Genomic DNA, 15,401 nt, shown 5'->3' on the forward strand with positions numbered 1-15,401 from the left:
CCGCGCCAGCTCACGCGCTGGCCGCAGTGCATCATCTCCTGGGCCGTCGGGGACATCATTGGTATTACAGCATTCTGGTCGTACACGTGTTCGCACAATAACGATCAGCGTGACCCCGCCCGCTCTTGGTCACCCACCCAAGTCGCCAGTATCCGGCGGTAGGCTGCGATTTCCGTTGACCTGGGAGCTTCAGGACACAACGGAAGCCAGCCCGTGAATGATCACGGAGCCAGCGAGCACACGAAAGAGGATGGCCTTGCGAATCGCACGGTTCAGTGCCGGTGAAGATCCGAAGTACGCCGTGGTCGAAGGCGAGGAGGGCGCGGAAGTCCTTGCCGTGCTCGAGGGGGACCCGCTCTATCGGCCGATCCAGGCGACGGGCGAGCGACTCCCACTCGAAGACGTGCGTCTGCTCGCGCCGGTGATCCCACGCAGCAAGGTGGTCTGCGTGGGCCGCAACTACGCCGAGCACGCGGCCGAACTCGGTAACGAGGTTCCACCGGAGCCGTTGATCTTCCTCAAGCCCAACACGTCCGTGATCGGCCCGCTGGACGGCATCGTCTATCCCCGCCTGACCAGCGACCTCCACTTCGAAGGCGAACTCGCCTTGGTGATCAGCCGGATCTGCCGGCAGGTGCCGAAGGAACGCGCACACGACGTGATCCTCGGATACACCTGCGGCAACGACGTCACGGCGCGGGACCTGCAGAAGAAGGACGGTCAGTGGGCTCGGGCCAAGGGGTTCGACACGTTCTGTCCACTGGGCCCGTGGATCGAGACCGACCTCGACGTCTCCGACGTCGAGCTGACGACCACGGTGAACGGCGAGGTACGCCAGCACGGCCGTACATCCCAGATGATTCACGACGTCGCTTCACTCATCGCCTATGTGAGTGAGTTCATGACCCTGCTCCCCGGTGACGTCCTGCTCACGGGCACCCCCGCGGGCGTCGGCCCGATGCGGGTCGGCGACAACGTGTCGGTCACCATCGAAGGTATCGGCACGCTGACCAACCGGGTGATCACTCATGACTGACGGAAGTCCGTCACGACCGGTCCGGACCCGCTTCGCGCCGTCCCCGAGCGGCGACCTGCATGTGGGCAACGTCAGGACCGCGTTGTACGCCTGGGCCTGGGCGCGACATACCGGCGGCAGCTTCATCGTCCGGATCGAGGACACCGACCGGTCCCGGGTCACCGACGAGGCCGTCGCGGCTGTCATCCGCTCCCTGCGCTGGCTCGGGCTTGACTGGGACGAGGGCCCGGAGGTGGGCGGCGACTACGGGCCTTATCTACAAAGCGAACGGCTGGCGTTCTATTCGGAGTGGGCCGAGCGGTTCCTCGCCGAGGGCGCTGCCTACCACTGCTACTGCACGCAGGAGGAACTTGACGCTGAGCGGGAAGCCCAGCGCGCCAAGGGCTTGCCGCCCGGCTACAGCGGCCGCTGTCGCGATCTCGAAGCCGGCCAGGTGACGGCGTACCAAGCCGAGGGCCGGCGGCCCGTCGTACGTTTCAGGATGCCGCGAGGCACCACCGTCGTTCACGACACGATCCGCGGGGAGGTGGTGTTCGACCACGCCAACATCCCCGACTTCGTGATCATGCGCGCGAACGGCTATCCGCTCTACAACCTCGCCGCCTCGGTCGACGACGCCCTGATGAGGATCACCCACATCGTGCGGGGCGACGACCTGCTCGCGTCGACGCCCCGGCAGATCGCGATCCTTCGGGCGATGGGCGTGCCCGAAGAGGATCTGCCGGTCTACACCCATTGCCCGTACGTCCTCGACCCCGACGGCAAGCCGCTGTCGAAGCGATACGGTTCGTCGGCGATCTCGTGGTACCGCCAGAACGGCTACCTCCCCGAGGCCGTCGTCAACTACCTCGCGCTCCTCGGCTGGTCCCCAGGAAGAGACCGCGAGGACCTCACACTCACCGCACTCGCCGAGATCTTCGACCTCAGTCGGGTGGGCGCAACCGCCGGGCGGCTCGACCCGAAGAAGCTCGACGCCATCAACGGCGACAAGATCCGGGCACTCGACCCGGAGGATCTCGTCCGCCGCATCATGCCGTTCCTGCGAACCGCCGGCCTCGTCAGTGACCCGCCCCTGCCGGAGCAGACGCACATCGTGCGCGCGGCGGCCCCGCTCGTCCAGGAACGCCTTTCCCACCTTGACGAAGCGGCCGAGATGCTCGCGTTTCTGCTGGTACGCGAGGACGTCTTCACCGTCGACCCGGAGTCGGCGGCGAGGGTGCTCGTCGAGGACGCGAAAGCGGTGCTCGAGGCAGCCGACGCGGCGCTGCGCAACCTGTCCACGTGGGATCGCGCGTCGATCGAGCAGACGCTCCGGCACGTGCTGATCGACGAACTCGGCCGCCGGCCCAAGCACGCCTTCGGTCCCGTGCGGGTCGCCGTCACCGGGCGCCGGGTGTCGCCGCCGTTGTTCGAGTCGCTGGAGCTACTGGGCCGGGAGCGTACGCTCACCCGGATCCGCCACGCCCTCGACCAGCACGTCGGCGCCTGAGCAACCCCTACCCGTTCGCCTGACCTGCGGCCCGGGCTCGGGCCTCGCCCTGCGCCTGGGCCCGCCTCGCGTACCACACGGTCCACGTGATCAGGAGGGCGAAGGTGCCGATGCCGAGGATCGGTGAGATACCGACCACGACATCGACGGGCAGTGAGTAGGCGAGGACGATCCGCACGGCGGCCTCAACGAGCAGGGTGACGCCCCACACCACGGACGTCAGGAGGAACGTACGCCGGAAGCCGGGGACGGTTGCCCACATCCGCTCCCACCAGTCCCGTGCTTCGGTCGTGGCGGCGGAGAACCGCTGCGCGGCGTAGAAGGTCAGCGGTCGCCCGACAACGCAACTGCCGAGGAAGCCAAGCCCGGCGGCCGCGGTGCCGAAGGACTCCTTGGCGACCAGGAACTGCTCGTCCCCGGTCAGGAACGAGAGAACGAGCCCGATGCCGAAGGTCGCGACCATGAACGCCGCGAAGGCGTCGAACCTGCGGGCCCGCAGGGCGACATAGGCCACGCGTACGCCGGCCACGAGGGTCCCGACCAACAGCGACACGTACGTGCTGGCCCCGAGCGCGCGGCATCCGTAGTACGCGGCGATCGAGGGGCCGATGTCCCAGAGCAGGCTCAGGAAGACCTTCGGGATGCCCGCTGCTCCGCCGCCAGCCGGCCGACCTGGAGGGACCGCGTTGGCGGCTCCGGTCGGGACCGACCCGCCGCCGCTGGCTGGCGTGCCGGCGTCTGCTGGCGGCGCAGAGCTGGGGTCGTCCTCGCTTGGGCGCATCATGGTCATGCTCGCTACTCCAGCTCGGTGTCGAGGATTCAGGATCCGTGGAAGCCACGGGGATACCCGCCGTCGCACCGGGCGTGCGGTGCCGATCGAGGGTAGCCAGCCGTCGCCATCAGCGCGTACCAGCCAGTGCGCTTGCGACAAAACGACACGGACCGACGAGTCATGACCTGGCCGCTTTGGGGACGCGGGAGTGCCTCGGGTATTCTGCTTCGCGGCCCGGCTGCTTCAGGCGGTTCGGACCACCCATGGGGTATGGGGTAATTGGCAGCCCGACGGATTCTGGTTCCGTTAGTCTAGGTTCGAGTCCTAGTACCCCAGCGAGCGAGCTGAAAGTGGTCTTGCTAGAGTTCAGCTCGCTTTCGCGGCCCCGTTGTGTAGCGGCCTAGCACGCCGCCCTCTCAAGGCGGTAGCGCCGGTTCGAATCCGGTCGGGGCTACGACTCGAGGCGACTCGTGTGCTTGCGCACCGAGTCGTCTTCGCGTTTTATCCCAGGGGGGCGACCCCCTGGACCCCCGATGTGGGGGGCTGCGCCCCCCACGCCCCCCTGGTGGCGGGGGTCTGCTCCGTGGCTTACGTCTCTGGGTGGCTGGGGTCTGCTCCTCGGCTTACGTCCCTGGTGGCTGGCGCTCCGAAGGCGCTCACCTAGGCACATCGCACCAGGGCCGGCTACGACTGCTTACTTGACCCGCCGGTAGATCAGGTCGAAGTCGGTGTGGAAGCTTTCCTGGTCCTCGGCGAGTTCCCAGCGGCCACGAATGATGTCGCCGCCGTCCTCGAAGGTGGCCGTGAATCGTTGGGCGAAGGGCTCGCCCTTGCGCCACAGCTTCCATTCCGACTCGGTGATGCTCATCTCGTAGACCCGGCAGACTCCGCGGTCGTCGGAGTAGAGCTGGTAATAGGTGCCGTTGACGCCGTCGCATCCCATGATCGAGACGCTGTCTGGTGCCTCCGGCATGTCCGCCTGCGACCGCTGGACTATGTGCGCGCGGGAGTCGTGCCACTCGATGGTCGCTCTGACTTCACCCGGCCAGGGCTGGCCACGGGGCCGATCGCCTCAAGCTTCCACTCTCCGATCAAGGACTCGAGCATGTTCAGGGCCTGCTCCGCGGTGGGCTGGTTCACTACCTCTCCCTTCCTCTCCCTCCTAGACCAGCAGCGACCGCCAGACTCATCGCTGGCAGGATGCGCGACATGGGTGGTGCGAGGACTTCTGGTGAGCTCTTCGATGGTGCACTGGCTGCCTTCACAAGCACAATCTGGTTCATCGAGGCGCCGTACGACACTGTCGTTGAGGCGATTCGCAGTTGGCGACACGAGATCGACCGGACGAAGGCGATCTTCGAACCGCTGCGCCAACCATTGGAGGCCCTGCTCACCTACCTGGAGCCGTGGGCGATGCCTTCCTGGAAGGAACTGATCATCGCGACCCGTGGGCCCTGGACCGCATTGTTCAGCCAGGGAAGCGACGTTGGCACCTTCGAGGCGATCGCCCGCGAGGGTGGTTACCGGAGCCTGCGTACGAACCACAACCCGCACGTGGTCCGCGACGGCCAGGTTGTGAGCTACGGCGACACCGCCCTGTGGCTCACCGATGGTTCCCGAGAAGATCTCGGGCCCCTGTATGTGGCACGCGTGGTCCAGGCCAGCAACCAAGATGAGTGGGAATGGCTTTTAGATGGGGAGCCACAGCCGTTCGAGGAGCCGCTCCTCTACCGCAACCGCCGGATCAAGGATCGGTTCGATCTTGCCGCCCTCAACCGCTACTGCGACAGGCTCGGAATCGAACGCGCCAATCCAGCCTTCTACGGACCTGAGGCCACCCTCATCACCCGGCCCACCAAGGGTTGGGCTCGCTCGCCCCGCACGATGACAAGCACTCAGTGGCGCACGGAGAACTCATAAGTGCGGGTCCAGCCAGGAGTGCGCTCGCGGGCGCGGGCGATCTTGCTGGCCGGGTCGCTGAAGGGTGCGGAACGCGGGCTGGTGGAACACCTGTCCAGAGGTCGCGCGACCTCTTAGTCGGTGGATGCCGCCGATTGCCCGCGCGCTCCAAATGTCCTTGTCGCTGGGGTTTGCGGATGCCCGCGTCGGGGTCGGAGGTGGTCCCCCTAGGACCGCTTGGGATCTGCGGGCCGGTCATCCTCGTTGGGCCGGTCGCTTAGTTGGGTCGGGGGCACCCAGGTACGGCTCTATTGGCCAAGGGTGCCCCCGACTCCAAATCCTCATGCGGGACGGCGGCTTGGTCGCCTGCCCTGAACCGCTACTCGGCGGCGCGGCGGAGCGCCTCTGAGAGGCGTTCAGCGGCTGCCATCACCGCTGGCGCGTGCATGCGACCCGGCTGGCGGGAGAGGCGCTCGAGCGGGCCGGAGACGGAGACAGCGGCGACCACCTTGCCCGAAGGTGACCGGATCCCCGCGGAGACGGACGCGACGCCGGCCTCGCGCTCGCCGACGCTCTGCGCCCAGCCGCGGCGGCGTACGGCGGCGAGGGTCGCGGCGGTGAACTTCGCCCCCTGCAGGCCGCGGTGAAGCCGCTCCGGCTCCTCCCAGGCCAGCAGGATCTGCGCCGCGGATCCAGCCTGCATCGTCAACTGCGTTCCCACCGGGATGGAGTCGCGAAGCCCCGTCGGACGCTCGGCGGCGGCGACGCAGACCCGGCCGTCACCTTGCCGGCGGAACAGCTGGGCGGACTCTCCAGTGATGTCGCGCAGGCGGGCCAGGACCGGCCCAGCCGCCGCCAGGAGACGGTCCTCACCCGCCGCGGCGGCGAGCTCACCAAGGCGAGGTCCAAGAATGAATCGCCCCTGCATGTCCCGGGCGACCAGTCGGTGGTGCTCCAGGGCGACCGCCAGCCGGTGGGCTGTGGGCCGGGCCAGGCCCGTAACCTGAACGAGCCCGGCAAGGGTGGCCGGGCCCGCTTCGAGGGCCCCGAGAACGAGTGCGGCCTTGTCAAGGACGCCGACTCCGCTAGAGTTGTCCATGACTCGATATTGCAGTCTCGAATTCCGAGACGCAAGCCCGGAGGCCAAAAAAAGTACGCAGTCCGGAGCGATCACACAGCGTCCCCCGTCTGGAGGCAGAAAAATGCGGACCACCCTCGCAGAAAAGGTGTGGGAGGAGCACGTCGTACGTCGCCACGAAGGTGAGCCCGACCTGCTCTATATCGACCTCCATCTCATCCACGAGGTGACGAGCCCGCAGGCCTTCGACGGATTGCGCCTCGCCGGCCGTCGCGTACGCCGTCCGGACCTCAGCATCGCCACCGAGGACCACAACGTCCCCACGGTGGACGTGGACAAGCCCATCGCCGACCCCGTGTCGCGCACTCAGGTCGAGACTCTGCGCCGCAACTGCGCGGAGTTCGGCGTCCGGCTCCACCCTCTCGGCGATGCGGACCAGGGCATCGTGCACGTCGTCGGCCCTCAGCTCGGCCTGACCCAGCCGGGCATGACGATCGTCTGCGGTGACTCGCACACCTCCACCCACGGCGCATTCGGTGCGCTCGCGTTCGGCATCGGCACGAGCGAGGTCGAGCATGTCCTTGCCACGCAGACCCTTCCGCAGGTCCGGCCCAAGACGATGGCGGTGAACGTCGACGGAGAGTTGCCCGAAGGCGTGACTCCCAAGGACCTGGTGCTCGCTCTCATCGCCCAGGTCGGCACCGGCGGAGGGCAAGGCCACGTTGTCGAGTACCGCGGCCAGGCGTTCCGCACCATGTCGATGGAAGGACGGATGACCGTCTGCAACATGTCCATCGAGTGGGGCGCCAAGGCGGGCATGGTGGCGCCCGACGACGCCACGTTCGCTTACCTCGAAGGCCGACCGCACGCCCCGAAGGGCAAGGACTGGGAGGCCGCTCTCGACTACTGGCGGGGGCTTGTCACCGACCAGGATGCGACGTTCGACCGGGAAATCCACCTCGACGCCAGTGCCGTAACGCCGTTCGTCACCTGGGGCACCAACCCGGGCCAGGGCGTGCCGTTGGCCGCCAATGTGCCCGACCCGTCGGACTTCGACGACCCCGACGAGCGACTCTCGGCCGAGCGCGCCCTTGCCTACATGGGGCTCCAGGCCGGCACGCCGATGCGCGACATCCGGGTCGACACGGTCTTCCTGGGTTCCTGCACCAACGGGCGGATTGAGGACCTCCGGGCGGCTGCCGAGGTCATCCGCGGGCGCTCGGTCGCCGAAGACGTACGCATGTTGGTGGTTCCGGGCTCCGGTCGCGTCCGCCTGCAGGCCGAGTCCGAGGGTCTGGACGTCATCTTCAAGGAGGCCGGCGCGGAATGGCGTGGGGCCGGGTGCTCGATGTGCCTTGGTATGAACCCCGACCAGCTCGCCCCGGGGGAACGCAGCGCCTCGACCTCCAACCGCAACTTCGAAGGCCGGCAGGGCAAGGGCGGGCGTACCCACCTCGTCTCGCCGCTCGTTGCCGCCGCGACCGCCGTCTCCGGCCACCTCGCCACGCCCGCCGACCTGTCGCACGCTGTCTGACCGGGAGCCACTGACATGGAGAAGTTCACCGCCCACACCGGCAAGGCCGCCCCGCTGCGGCGTGCCAACGTCGACACCGACCAGATCATCCCGGCCGTCTACCTCAAGCGGGTCACGCGGACGGGCTTCGGAGACGGCCTGTTCGCTGCCTGGCGGAGCGATCCGGAGTTCGTCCTCAACCGCCCCGAGCACGACGGAGCGACCGTTCTTGTTGCCGGGCCCGACTTTGGCACCGGCTCCTCGCGCGAGCACGCCGTGTGGGCCCTGCAGGACTACGGCTTCCAGGCGGTCATCTCGTCCCGTTTCGGCGACATCTTCCGGGGCAACGCGGGCAAGGCCGGATTGCTGGCCGCTCTCGTCGACCACAAGGTCGTCGAACGCCTGTGGTCGTTGCTGGAGCAGGACCCCGCGACGCCGGTGACGGTCGACCTCGAGCAGCGGTTGATTCTCGCGGGCACTGGCGAGGACGCGATCCGGGACTCGTTCGACATCGACGACTACACCCGTTGGCGGTTGCTCGAAGGGCTCGACGACATCGGCATCACGCTTTCGCACGTCGATGAGGTCGAGGCGTACGAAGCCCACCGATCCCCGTTGCGACCCACCACCGTGCCGGCCGGCTGACAGCCGCCCGGGGTTCTGGGAACGCTTCCACCCCGGCGTCGAGAGCTCGCGACAGAGCTCTCGACGCCGGGTTTTTGCATGTCTGGACGCCACGCCGAAGGCGCGACACGCCCGGCTGTGACGGACTTCACCCATTCTTTACGTTCTGGCCGATGGGCGTCCTCCGGGCACTGCCGAAGGGCGGCCTGGTTCCCTTCTCTCACGGGGATGGCGAGCTCTCGCGAGGGCGGCTCCGCGGTTGCCGGCGACGGGTTGGAGGAGTACGCCGATCGCCTCGTGCGGCCCCCGACTGGAGGGGACGCCGGACTTCCTGCCATAGTAGAACTGTGTGCGAGGATCCCAACGCAGCAAGGGATTTCGTCGATCTCTCCCGGGAGCTCAAGGACGCGGTGAAGCAGCTGCGCGAGCTTCCGCTGGAGGCCGACGAGAGGGCCCGGCTCACCCGGAAACTCCTCGCGATCACCAACGTCAGCAAGCACGATCCGGCTGTCGCGGCGAAGCGTCTGGCTCGGCTTCGAGCCGAGCTCCAGACCTTCGAGTAGGGGCCCGAAGGGGTGGGGAAGCCCCGCGACACAAGGGAGTTGGTGTCGATGGTGTTTGAGTAACGGCGCTACATTCCATAACGTGCGCATGAATCGAGCGCAGGCTCGTAGGACCCCGGTTCACGGAGGGAAGCAGTGAACAAGTCTCAGTTGGTCGAAACGCTGTCCGCGCGTTTCGAGGGCAACAAGAAGGACGCGCAGCACGCGCTCGAGTCGGTTATCGACGTGATTACGCGCGCTGTTGCGTCGGGTGAAAAGGTCGCCATCACTGGGTTCGGCGCGTTCGAGAAGATCGATCGCCCCGCCCGCATGGTCCGCAACCCCCGCACTGGTGAGCGGAAGCGGGCCAAGAAGACCTCGGTCCCGAAGTTCCGCGCTGGTGCGGAGCTGAAGGCCGTTGTCTCCGGCGCTAAGAAGCTGCCGCGGATCGCGGCGGCCAAGAAGGTGGCTGCGAAGGCCCCGGCGGCCAAGGCTCCGGCGGCCAAGGCCCCGGCAGCGAAGGCTCCGGCGGCCAAGGCCCCGGCAAAGAAGGCAGCGACCAAGACGCCGGCGAAGCGGGCCGCCACCAAGGTTGCTGCCAAGAAGACGACCGCCAAGAAGGCCACCACGGCCAAGAAGGCGACCGCCAAGCGTACGCCGGTGAAGCGTACGGCCAAGCGCTGAGCCTGGCTGGCGCGTTAGGGCAAGCAGTAAGGGGCCGGACCTCCGATGGGGAGGTGCCGGCCCCTTTGCTGCGTGGGAAGATCGGGATTCGGTTCACCCAGACAGGGTGTAGATGGTGAGGGAACGGACTCTCATCCGCGCTCCTTCACCTTCCACCTCGAGCCGCACCCGTTGGCCGATGCGAAGGTGGCGCAGCCCGGTGCCAGACAGGGCGTTCGCATCAAAGGGGAGTTCGACCCCATCATCAAGCAGGATGGTCCCCGAACGGCTGGCGGGATCGAAGGTACGCACGGTCGCCTGCATACAGCGCAGCTTAGAGGTCGCGCGGACAGGGCCGTCTGCATCTGCGGCTGGCACCGCGTGGCGCGGGCTGCGCGACCCCCGGCATCCACGCAGGCTGCGTTGTCGTCAGTCGACGCACAAACCCAGTGCGCCTCCCTCCTCCGCCTTGCCCACGCGGCGCCGGACGCCGCTCCTTACCCGCGCCCCTGTCCGCGCGACCTCTAGAGGTCGCGCGGACAGGGGCTGTGCCGATATGCGGCTGGCGCCGGGTGGCCGTCCTCGCTGTCACCCCGGGGTTCAGGGCTCTTGGAGGGCATGACTCTGGGGCGCCCTTGTACGGCGAGGGGGACCCCCGACCCAATAGACCTCGTCGTCAGAGCGGCGATCTGCCAGAGAAAGGCCAGAGAAGGGCCAGAGAGAGGTCAGAGAAAGATCAGAGAAGGAAGGCGAGGGCCGCGCGGGTTCGGGGACCCACCCCGAGCTCCACTGCCTCGCGGAGATCTGTCTCGGTATCGACGTCCCGGCGTACGGTCGCGATCCCGGGAGGCGACAGCTCGGCCGCACCGGCCTGATGGTGCGCCGCCCTGGACGGGCCACCAAACCTCGGCGCGAAGGTTGATCCATCCCGCGCGCAGTAGAGAGTCGTACCCACATCCGCCGCGTCGGGGACGAACGACGTCGGATGAGCCAGTGCGGCATCCAACACGATCATGAGCTCGTCAGGTCGCAGGGCGGGCAGATCCGCGAGCATCGCGCCGATGGCACTGTCAGGTCGGCGTTGACGGGCCGCCTGAGCGCCGTGGAGGAGTGCCGGATTGAGGCCGGTATCGGGCTCGTCGGCCACGACGACGGCGCCGAGCGCGGCGAGCGCGGACCCGGATTCGGGGTCGTGGGTGACCGCTAGCACCTCCACCACAGTGGGGCATTCGAGGATGGCGCTGACCGTGTCGAGAGCCATCGCACGGGCGAGTTCGGTGCGGTGATCTCCGGCGAACGGTGCAAGCCGGGACTTACCGATGGCAGCCGGCTTGACGGGGACGACGACCGTCCAGCCCGGGGAACCCTGGCGCCCGTTGGGGCGTTCACGCGAAGACATCGAGGTCGATCCTCTCAGCCGGGTGCAACAGCCGGACCCTCCGCTCGACTCCGTATCGGCCGTCGTTCAAACTGTGGCGAGCAAACGCGTGGCGCCTGGACACTGCGCCCACCAGCTCGCCCATCGCGTAATGCCCGTCGCATCCGACAGCTGCGGGCCACGAGGAGGACAGTGTGCCCCTGCCTGAGACCGGCCTGGTTTACGACGTCGCCGCCGGCGCCCTTGGCCATGTGATGTCGCTTCTGACGAAGCGGGACTGGCGAGGGAGCGAACACCTCCCCGCCGAAGGTGGCGTGCTCGTCGTCACCAACCACCTGTCGTATTTCGACCCGGCTGTGATCGCACACTTCTTACATGCCAATGGGAGGGCGCCGCGATTCCTTGCCAAGGCGAGCCTCTTCGACGCACCGGTCCTTGGCTGGTTTCTCCGCTCCGCCGGCCAGATCCCGGTCCATCGTGAGAAGCGGACCGCGGGCGACGCGCTCGACGACGCCTGCAAGGCCATCGAACGCGGCGAATCCGTCGTGGTTTATCCGGAGGGAACGATCACCCGCGACCCCGCGCTCTGGCCGATGACCGGCAAGACGGGAGTCGTGCGGATCGCGTTGCGGACCGGGTGCGACATCGTGCCGGTCGCGCAGTGGGGTGCTCAGGATGTTCTGCTGCCGTACGCCAAGATCCCGAAGCTCCTTCCCCGCAAGACTATGCGGGTCTCGGCGGGTCCTGCCGTCGACCTGTCGGCCTTTCGTGGGATCGATGCCACCCCGTCGGTGTTCAAGCAGGCGACCAATGCCGTGATGGAAACACTCACGGGTCTGCTCGCCCAACTCCGCGACGAAGAACCCCCCGCCAACCGTTTTGATCCGGGTAAGTCCGACCTGCCGTCCATCGGCAACCCCTACAAGAAACGGGCACGGCAGCAATGACGAAGGTCGCCGTGCTGGGCGCCGGCTCGTGGGGCACCGCGTTCGCGATGGTGCTCGCCGACGCTGGTGCCTCGGTGACCCTCTGGGCACGGCGCCCCGAGCTTGCCGCGTCCCTCGCGCGGGACCGGACGAACCCCGACTATCTGCCAGGAGTCGAACTCCCGGCCGGGCTGGCGGCGACCGCCGATGCCGCCGAGGCGCTGGAGTCCGCGGAGTTCGTGGTCCTCGCCGTGCCCTCCCAGGAGTTGCGGGCCAACCTCGCTCGATGGAGATCGTCCCTCCCGCCAACCGCCGTCCTGGTGAGTCTTGCCAAGGGCATCGAGCTGCACACCCTGCTCCGGATGAGTGAGGTGGTGGCCGAGGTCACGAGCGTGGAGGACGACCGGGTGGCCGTCGTGACCGGGCCCAACCTGGCCCGCGAGGTCGCGGCCCGCCAGCCGGCCGCGAGTGTCGTCGCCTGCCGCGACCCCGGTGTTGCCGAACGCCTGCAGAAGGTCTGCCATTCACCGGCGTTCCGTCCTTATACCAACACCGACGTCGTGGGCTGCGAGCTCGCCGGCGCCACCAAGAACGTCATCGCTCTCGCCGTCGGTATGGCGATCGGCCTCGGTCTTGGCGACAACGCCCGCGCCTCGGTGATCACGAGAGGCCTGGCCGAGACCACCCGGCTCGGTGTACGCCTCGGTGCCGATCCGTACACCTTCGCGGGCCTTGCCGGCCTTGGCGACCTGGTGGCGACGTGTTCCTCGCCGTTGTCGCGCAACCGCGCGTTCGGCGAGGAGCTGGGTCAGGGCCGCACCGTCGCCGAGATCAGCGCGTCGAGCCGGCAGGTCGCCGAGGGCGTACGCTCCTGCGAGCCGCTCCTGGAGCTCGCCCGGCGTCACGACGTCGACATGCCGATCGTCGAGCACGTGGCGTACGTCGTCCGCGGGGAGATGACGCCACAGGAGATGGTGGCGAGCCTGATCAGCCGGAGCGCCAAGCCCGAACGCCACGGCTGGTAACGCCCGGCGAGCTTGGCGCACGGGTGACCCGGGCCGCCCTGAATGATCACGTATACGTGATCATTCAGGGGCTCGGAGGCTCGAGTACGTCGTCCAAAGCGGCGGACAGATCGGCCCAGAGGTCCTCGACGTCCTCGATCCCGACGCTCAACCGGATGAGGTTCTCCGGAATTGTGGGGCTCTCACCAGACCAGCGCCGGCGGCGTTCGAGTGTCGACTCCACTCCGCCGAGGCTCGTGGTGTGGACCCACAGCCGGGTCGCCCGGGTGACCGACTCGGCCGCCGCCGCACCACCCCGCACCTCGATCGCCACCACGGCGCCGTACGCCGGCAGCTGCGCGGTGGCCCGCGTGTGCCCGGGGTCGGTCGGCAGACCCGGGTAGCGCACCCGCTCGACGGCGGGGTGGCCGGCGAGCCGGCGGGCAAGCTCATCGGCATTGGCGCAGGCGCGCTCGACCCGCAGGTGGAGGGTCCGCAGGCCCCGCAGCGCGAGCCAGGTCTCGAACGGTCCGGGGATCGCACCGACCTGCTTACGCCGCGCCAGCAGCCGCTCGTGCAGGTCGTCGCCGCGCGTGGTCGGGGCGGTGACCAGGGCGCCCAGAACGACGTCGCTGTGGCCGGCGAGGTACTTCGTCACCGAATGCACGACCACATCGGCACCCGCGTCAAGGGGACGTTGCAGGATCGGCGTCGCGAAGGTGTTGTCGACGACCACCAGCGCCCCCGCCTCGCGCGCGGCCGCACAGACCGCCGGTAGGTCGGCGACCTCCAGCGCGGGGTTGGTCGGCGACTCGACCAGGACCAGGTCGGCGCCGGCGGCCGCTCGGGCCACCTCGCCGGTGTCCGCGACGTCGACCAGGCGGACGTCGCGCAGCCGGCCGTCCCCGAGCAGGTCGGACAGCTGCCCGAGCGTGCCCAGATAGGCGTGCCGCGGCGCCACCACGACCCCGCCCGCCGGCACCAGGTCGAGCACGGTGGCCACGGCGGCGAGGCCGGAGGCGAACGCGAGTGCCCGGCCGTTCTCCAGCGCCCCGAGCACCTCCTCGAACGCCGCCCAGGTCGGGTTGTCGTACCGGCCGTACTCCGCCGTTCCGCCGGCGGCGTACGTAGAGGCCAGGACGATCGGTGGGTTGAGCGGGGCGTCGGGTACGACGGTGGGCCTGCCGGCCGTCACGGTCAGTGTCGAGAGGGCGAGCTTGTCGGCGGAGTCGGGCATGAGGCGATTCTTCCTGAGGCGGAACGGGCCCGACCTGTCATGTCCGGGTCCCTGCGGCGGGTAGGGTCTGGGCGGTGAGCGAGCTCGAGCGGATGCCCGGCGGTAAGTCCCCCGGAAGGAAACCACGTGTCGCCCTCATCTTCGGAGGGCGGAGTTCGGAGCATGGGGTCTCCTGCTCCACCGCGGGTAGCGTGCTGCGCGCGCTCGACCGGGAGCGGTACGACATCATCCCGATCGGGATCACCGTCGACGGCCGGTGGGTGCTGGAGAAGGACGAACCCGAGCGCCTGGCGATCCAGTCCGACCAGCTCCCCGAGGTCGACGAGAAGGGCACCGCGGTCGTGCTCGCCAGCGACCCCGGCGCGGCCCTGGTCTCACTCGACCCGACGGCTGTCCCGGGCACGCTCGGTGAGGTCGACGTGGTCTTCCCGCTCCTCCACGGACCGTTCGGCGAGGACGGCACCCTGCAGGGTCTCCTCGAGATGGCCGGGGTGCGGTATGTCGGTGCCGGCGTCCTGGCGAGCGCGGTGGCGATGGACAAGCACTACGCGAAGCTCGTCTTCCAGGCGCACGGTTTTCCGGTGACGCCCTACACCGTCATCAAGCCCGGCGCGTGGGAACGCGACCGCGCCGCCTGCGAGGAGTCGGTCGCGTCGCTCGGCTACCCCGTCTTCGTCAAACCCGCGCGCGGTGGTTCGAGCATCGGCATCACCAAGGTCAGCAAGCCGGGTGAGCTTGTCGCCGCCGTCGAGAAGGCTCAGCAGTTCGACCCGAAGGTCCTCGTCGAGGCTTCCGCCGGGAAGGCGCGCGAGATCGAGTGCGGTGTGCTCGAAGGCCTGGACGGCGGCCGGCCCGAGGCGAGCGCGGTCGCGGAGATCCGGTACGACACGTCGTACGACTTCTACGACTTCGAGGCGAAGTACCTCGACGACGAGGAACACGTCGACCTCCAGCTGCCGGCCAACCTGAGCGAGGACGTCACCCGCCGGGTGCGGGAGATGGCGGTGACGGCGTTCGAGGCGATCTCGGCTGAGGGCCTGGCCCGGGTCGACTTCTTCCTGGCTGAGGACGGCACGCTCCTGCTCAACGAGATCAACACCATGCCGGGCTTCACGCCGTACTCCATGTTCCCCCGGATGTGGGCGGCCACCGGCCTTGACTATCCGGCGCTCGTCGACCGGCTGATCCAGCTCGCCCTGCGCCGCCCGACCGGACTCCGCTGACTTACCGGTCTCCGCTG

At 68.4% G+C, this 15,401-nt stretch carries 16 protein-coding genes and 2 tRNA genes; 12 read left to right on the top strand and 6 right to left on the bottom strand.

Annotated features, from left to right (window positions below; translation table 11 throughout):
* Nucleotides 1-256 precede the first annotated feature (256 nt).
* Together B141_RS0108770 and gltX are read left to right on the top strand one after the other, a co-directional pair.
* Nucleotides 257-1,036 carry a fumarylacetoacetate hydrolase family protein gene (locus tag B141_RS0108770; RefSeq protein WP_026257030.1) on the top strand — a complete coding sequence of 260 codons (780 nt, stop codon included), beginning with the start codon at nucleotides 257-259 and terminating at the stop codon, nucleotides 1,034-1,036.
* On the top strand, nucleotides 1,029-2,525 hold the full coding sequence (gene gltX, locus B141_RS0108775) for a glutamate--tRNA ligase (RefSeq protein WP_020574786.1): 1,497 nt from the start codon (nucleotides 1,029-1,031) through the stop codon (nucleotides 2,523-2,525). The genes B141_RS0108770 and gltX overlap by 8 nt, the downstream gene beginning before the upstream one ends.
* A 7-nt stretch (nucleotides 2,526-2,532) precedes the next feature.
* On the opposite strand, the gene B141_RS39655 is transcribed toward gltX, so the two are convergent.
* Nucleotides 2,533-3,315, bottom strand: coding sequence for a VC0807 family protein (locus tag B141_RS39655; protein ID WP_020574787.1), 783 nt, complete (start codon nucleotides 3,313-3,315; stop codon nucleotides 2,533-2,535).
* Nucleotides 3,316-3,561: 246 nt separating this feature from the next.
* On the opposite strand from B141_RS39655, the gene B141_RS0108785 reads away from it, so the two are divergent.
* Both B141_RS0108785 and B141_RS0108790 read left to right on the top strand, forming a co-directional pair.
* Nucleotides 3,562-3,633: transfer RNA gene (locus B141_RS0108785), tRNA-Gln, on the top strand.
* Between the two features lie 45 nt (nucleotides 3,634-3,678).
* Nucleotides 3,679-3,751 (top strand) — tRNA-Glu (locus B141_RS0108790).
* A 240-nt stretch (nucleotides 3,752-3,991) separates the two neighbouring features.
* Here the strand turns inward: B141_RS0108790 and B141_RS39660 are convergent.
* Nucleotides 3,992-4,240 carry a hypothetical protein gene (locus tag B141_RS39660; protein ID WP_157180886.1) on the bottom strand — a complete coding sequence of 83 codons (249 nt, stop codon included), beginning with the start codon at nucleotides 4,238-4,240 and terminating at the stop codon, nucleotides 3,992-3,994.
* 266 nt (nucleotides 4,241-4,506) lie between these two features.
* On the opposite strand from B141_RS39660, the gene B141_RS0108805 reads away from it, so the two are divergent.
* Nucleotides 4,507-5,217 (top strand): hypothetical protein, encoded by a 711-nt coding sequence (locus B141_RS0108805; protein ID WP_020574790.1) that lies wholly within the window; start codon nucleotides 4,507-4,509, stop codon nucleotides 5,215-5,217.
* Nucleotides 5,218-5,575: 358 nt separating this feature from the next.
* Here B141_RS0108805 and B141_RS0108810 read toward each other — a convergent pair whose 3' ends face one another.
* Nucleotides 5,576-6,295 (bottom strand): IclR family transcriptional regulator, encoded by a 720-nt coding sequence (locus B141_RS0108810; protein WP_020574791.1) that lies wholly within the window; start codon nucleotides 6,293-6,295, stop codon nucleotides 5,576-5,578.
* Between the two features lie 103 nt (nucleotides 6,296-6,398).
* Here B141_RS0108810 and leuC point away from each other — a divergent pair, with 103 nt between their 5' ends.
* From leuC to B141_RS0108830, 4 genes are all read left to right on the top strand, one after another.
* Nucleotides 6,399-7,808 carry a 3-isopropylmalate dehydratase large subunit gene (gene leuC / locus B141_RS0108815; protein WP_020574792.1) on the top strand — a complete coding sequence of 470 codons (1,410 nt, stop codon included), beginning with the start codon at nucleotides 6,399-6,401 and terminating at the stop codon, nucleotides 7,806-7,808.
* A 15-nt stretch (nucleotides 7,809-7,823) separates the two neighbouring features.
* Nucleotides 7,824-8,432, top strand: coding sequence for a 3-isopropylmalate dehydratase small subunit (gene leuD / locus B141_RS0108820; RefSeq protein ID WP_020574793.1), 609 nt, complete (start codon nucleotides 7,824-7,826; stop codon nucleotides 8,430-8,432).
* A gap of 326 nt (nucleotides 8,433-8,758) precedes the next feature.
* Nucleotides 8,759-8,974: an SCO5555 family protein gene (locus B141_RS0108825; protein WP_020574794.1), complete on the top strand. Its 216-nt coding sequence runs from the start codon at nucleotides 8,759-8,761 to the stop codon at nucleotides 8,972-8,974.
* A gap of 135 nt (nucleotides 8,975-9,109) precedes the next feature.
* Nucleotides 9,110-9,637, top strand: a complete 528-nt coding sequence (locus B141_RS0108830) for an HU family DNA-binding protein (protein ID WP_020574795.1) — start codon at nucleotides 9,110-9,112, stop codon at nucleotides 9,635-9,637.
* A gap of 93 nt (nucleotides 9,638-9,730) precedes the next feature.
* On the opposite strand, the gene B141_RS0108835 is transcribed toward B141_RS0108830, so the two are convergent.
* Nucleotides 9,731-9,940, bottom strand: a complete 210-nt coding sequence (locus B141_RS0108835) for a cold-shock protein (protein WP_020574796.1) — start codon at nucleotides 9,938-9,940, stop codon at nucleotides 9,731-9,733.
* A 412-nt stretch (nucleotides 9,941-10,352) separates the two neighbouring features.
* On the bottom strand, nucleotides 10,353-11,015 hold the full coding sequence (cofC, locus tag B141_RS0108840) for a 2-phospho-L-lactate guanylyltransferase (protein WP_020574797.1): 663 nt from the start codon (nucleotides 11,013-11,015) through the stop codon (nucleotides 10,353-10,355).
* 173 nt (nucleotides 11,016-11,188) lie between these two features.
* Between cofC and B141_RS0108845 the strand changes: the two genes are divergently transcribed.
* Nucleotides 11,189-11,941 carry a lysophospholipid acyltransferase family protein gene (locus B141_RS0108845; RefSeq protein ID WP_020574798.1) on the top strand — a complete coding sequence of 251 codons (753 nt, stop codon included), beginning with the start codon at nucleotides 11,189-11,191 and terminating at the stop codon, nucleotides 11,939-11,941.
* Nucleotides 11,938-12,945: an NAD(P)H-dependent glycerol-3-phosphate dehydrogenase gene (locus B141_RS0108850; protein ID WP_020574799.1), complete on the top strand. Its 1,008-nt coding sequence runs from the start codon at nucleotides 11,938-11,940 to the stop codon at nucleotides 12,943-12,945. Before B141_RS0108845 ends, B141_RS0108850 begins: the two co-directional genes overlap by 4 nt.
* 64 nt (nucleotides 12,946-13,009) lie before the next feature.
* Here B141_RS0108850 and B141_RS0108855 read toward each other — a convergent pair whose 3' ends face one another.
* On the bottom strand, nucleotides 13,010-14,161 hold the full coding sequence (locus B141_RS0108855; RefSeq protein WP_020574800.1) for a trans-sulfuration enzyme family protein: 1,152 nt from the start codon (nucleotides 14,159-14,161) through the stop codon (nucleotides 13,010-13,012).
* Between the two features lie 92 nt (nucleotides 14,162-14,253).
* Here B141_RS0108855 and B141_RS0108860 point away from each other — a divergent pair, with 92 nt between their 5' ends.
* Nucleotides 14,254-15,384, top strand: coding sequence for a D-alanine--D-alanine ligase family protein (locus B141_RS0108860; RefSeq protein WP_026257032.1), 1,131 nt, complete (start codon nucleotides 14,254-14,256; stop codon nucleotides 15,382-15,384).
* Nucleotides 15,385-15,401: the final 17 nt, after the last annotated feature.

Origin of the sequence: Actinopolymorpha alba DSM 45243 (assembly GCF_000373925.1) — a bacterium.
GTDB lineage: Bacteria > Actinomycetota > Actinomycetes > Propionibacteriales > Actinopolymorphaceae > Actinopolymorpha > Actinopolymorpha alba.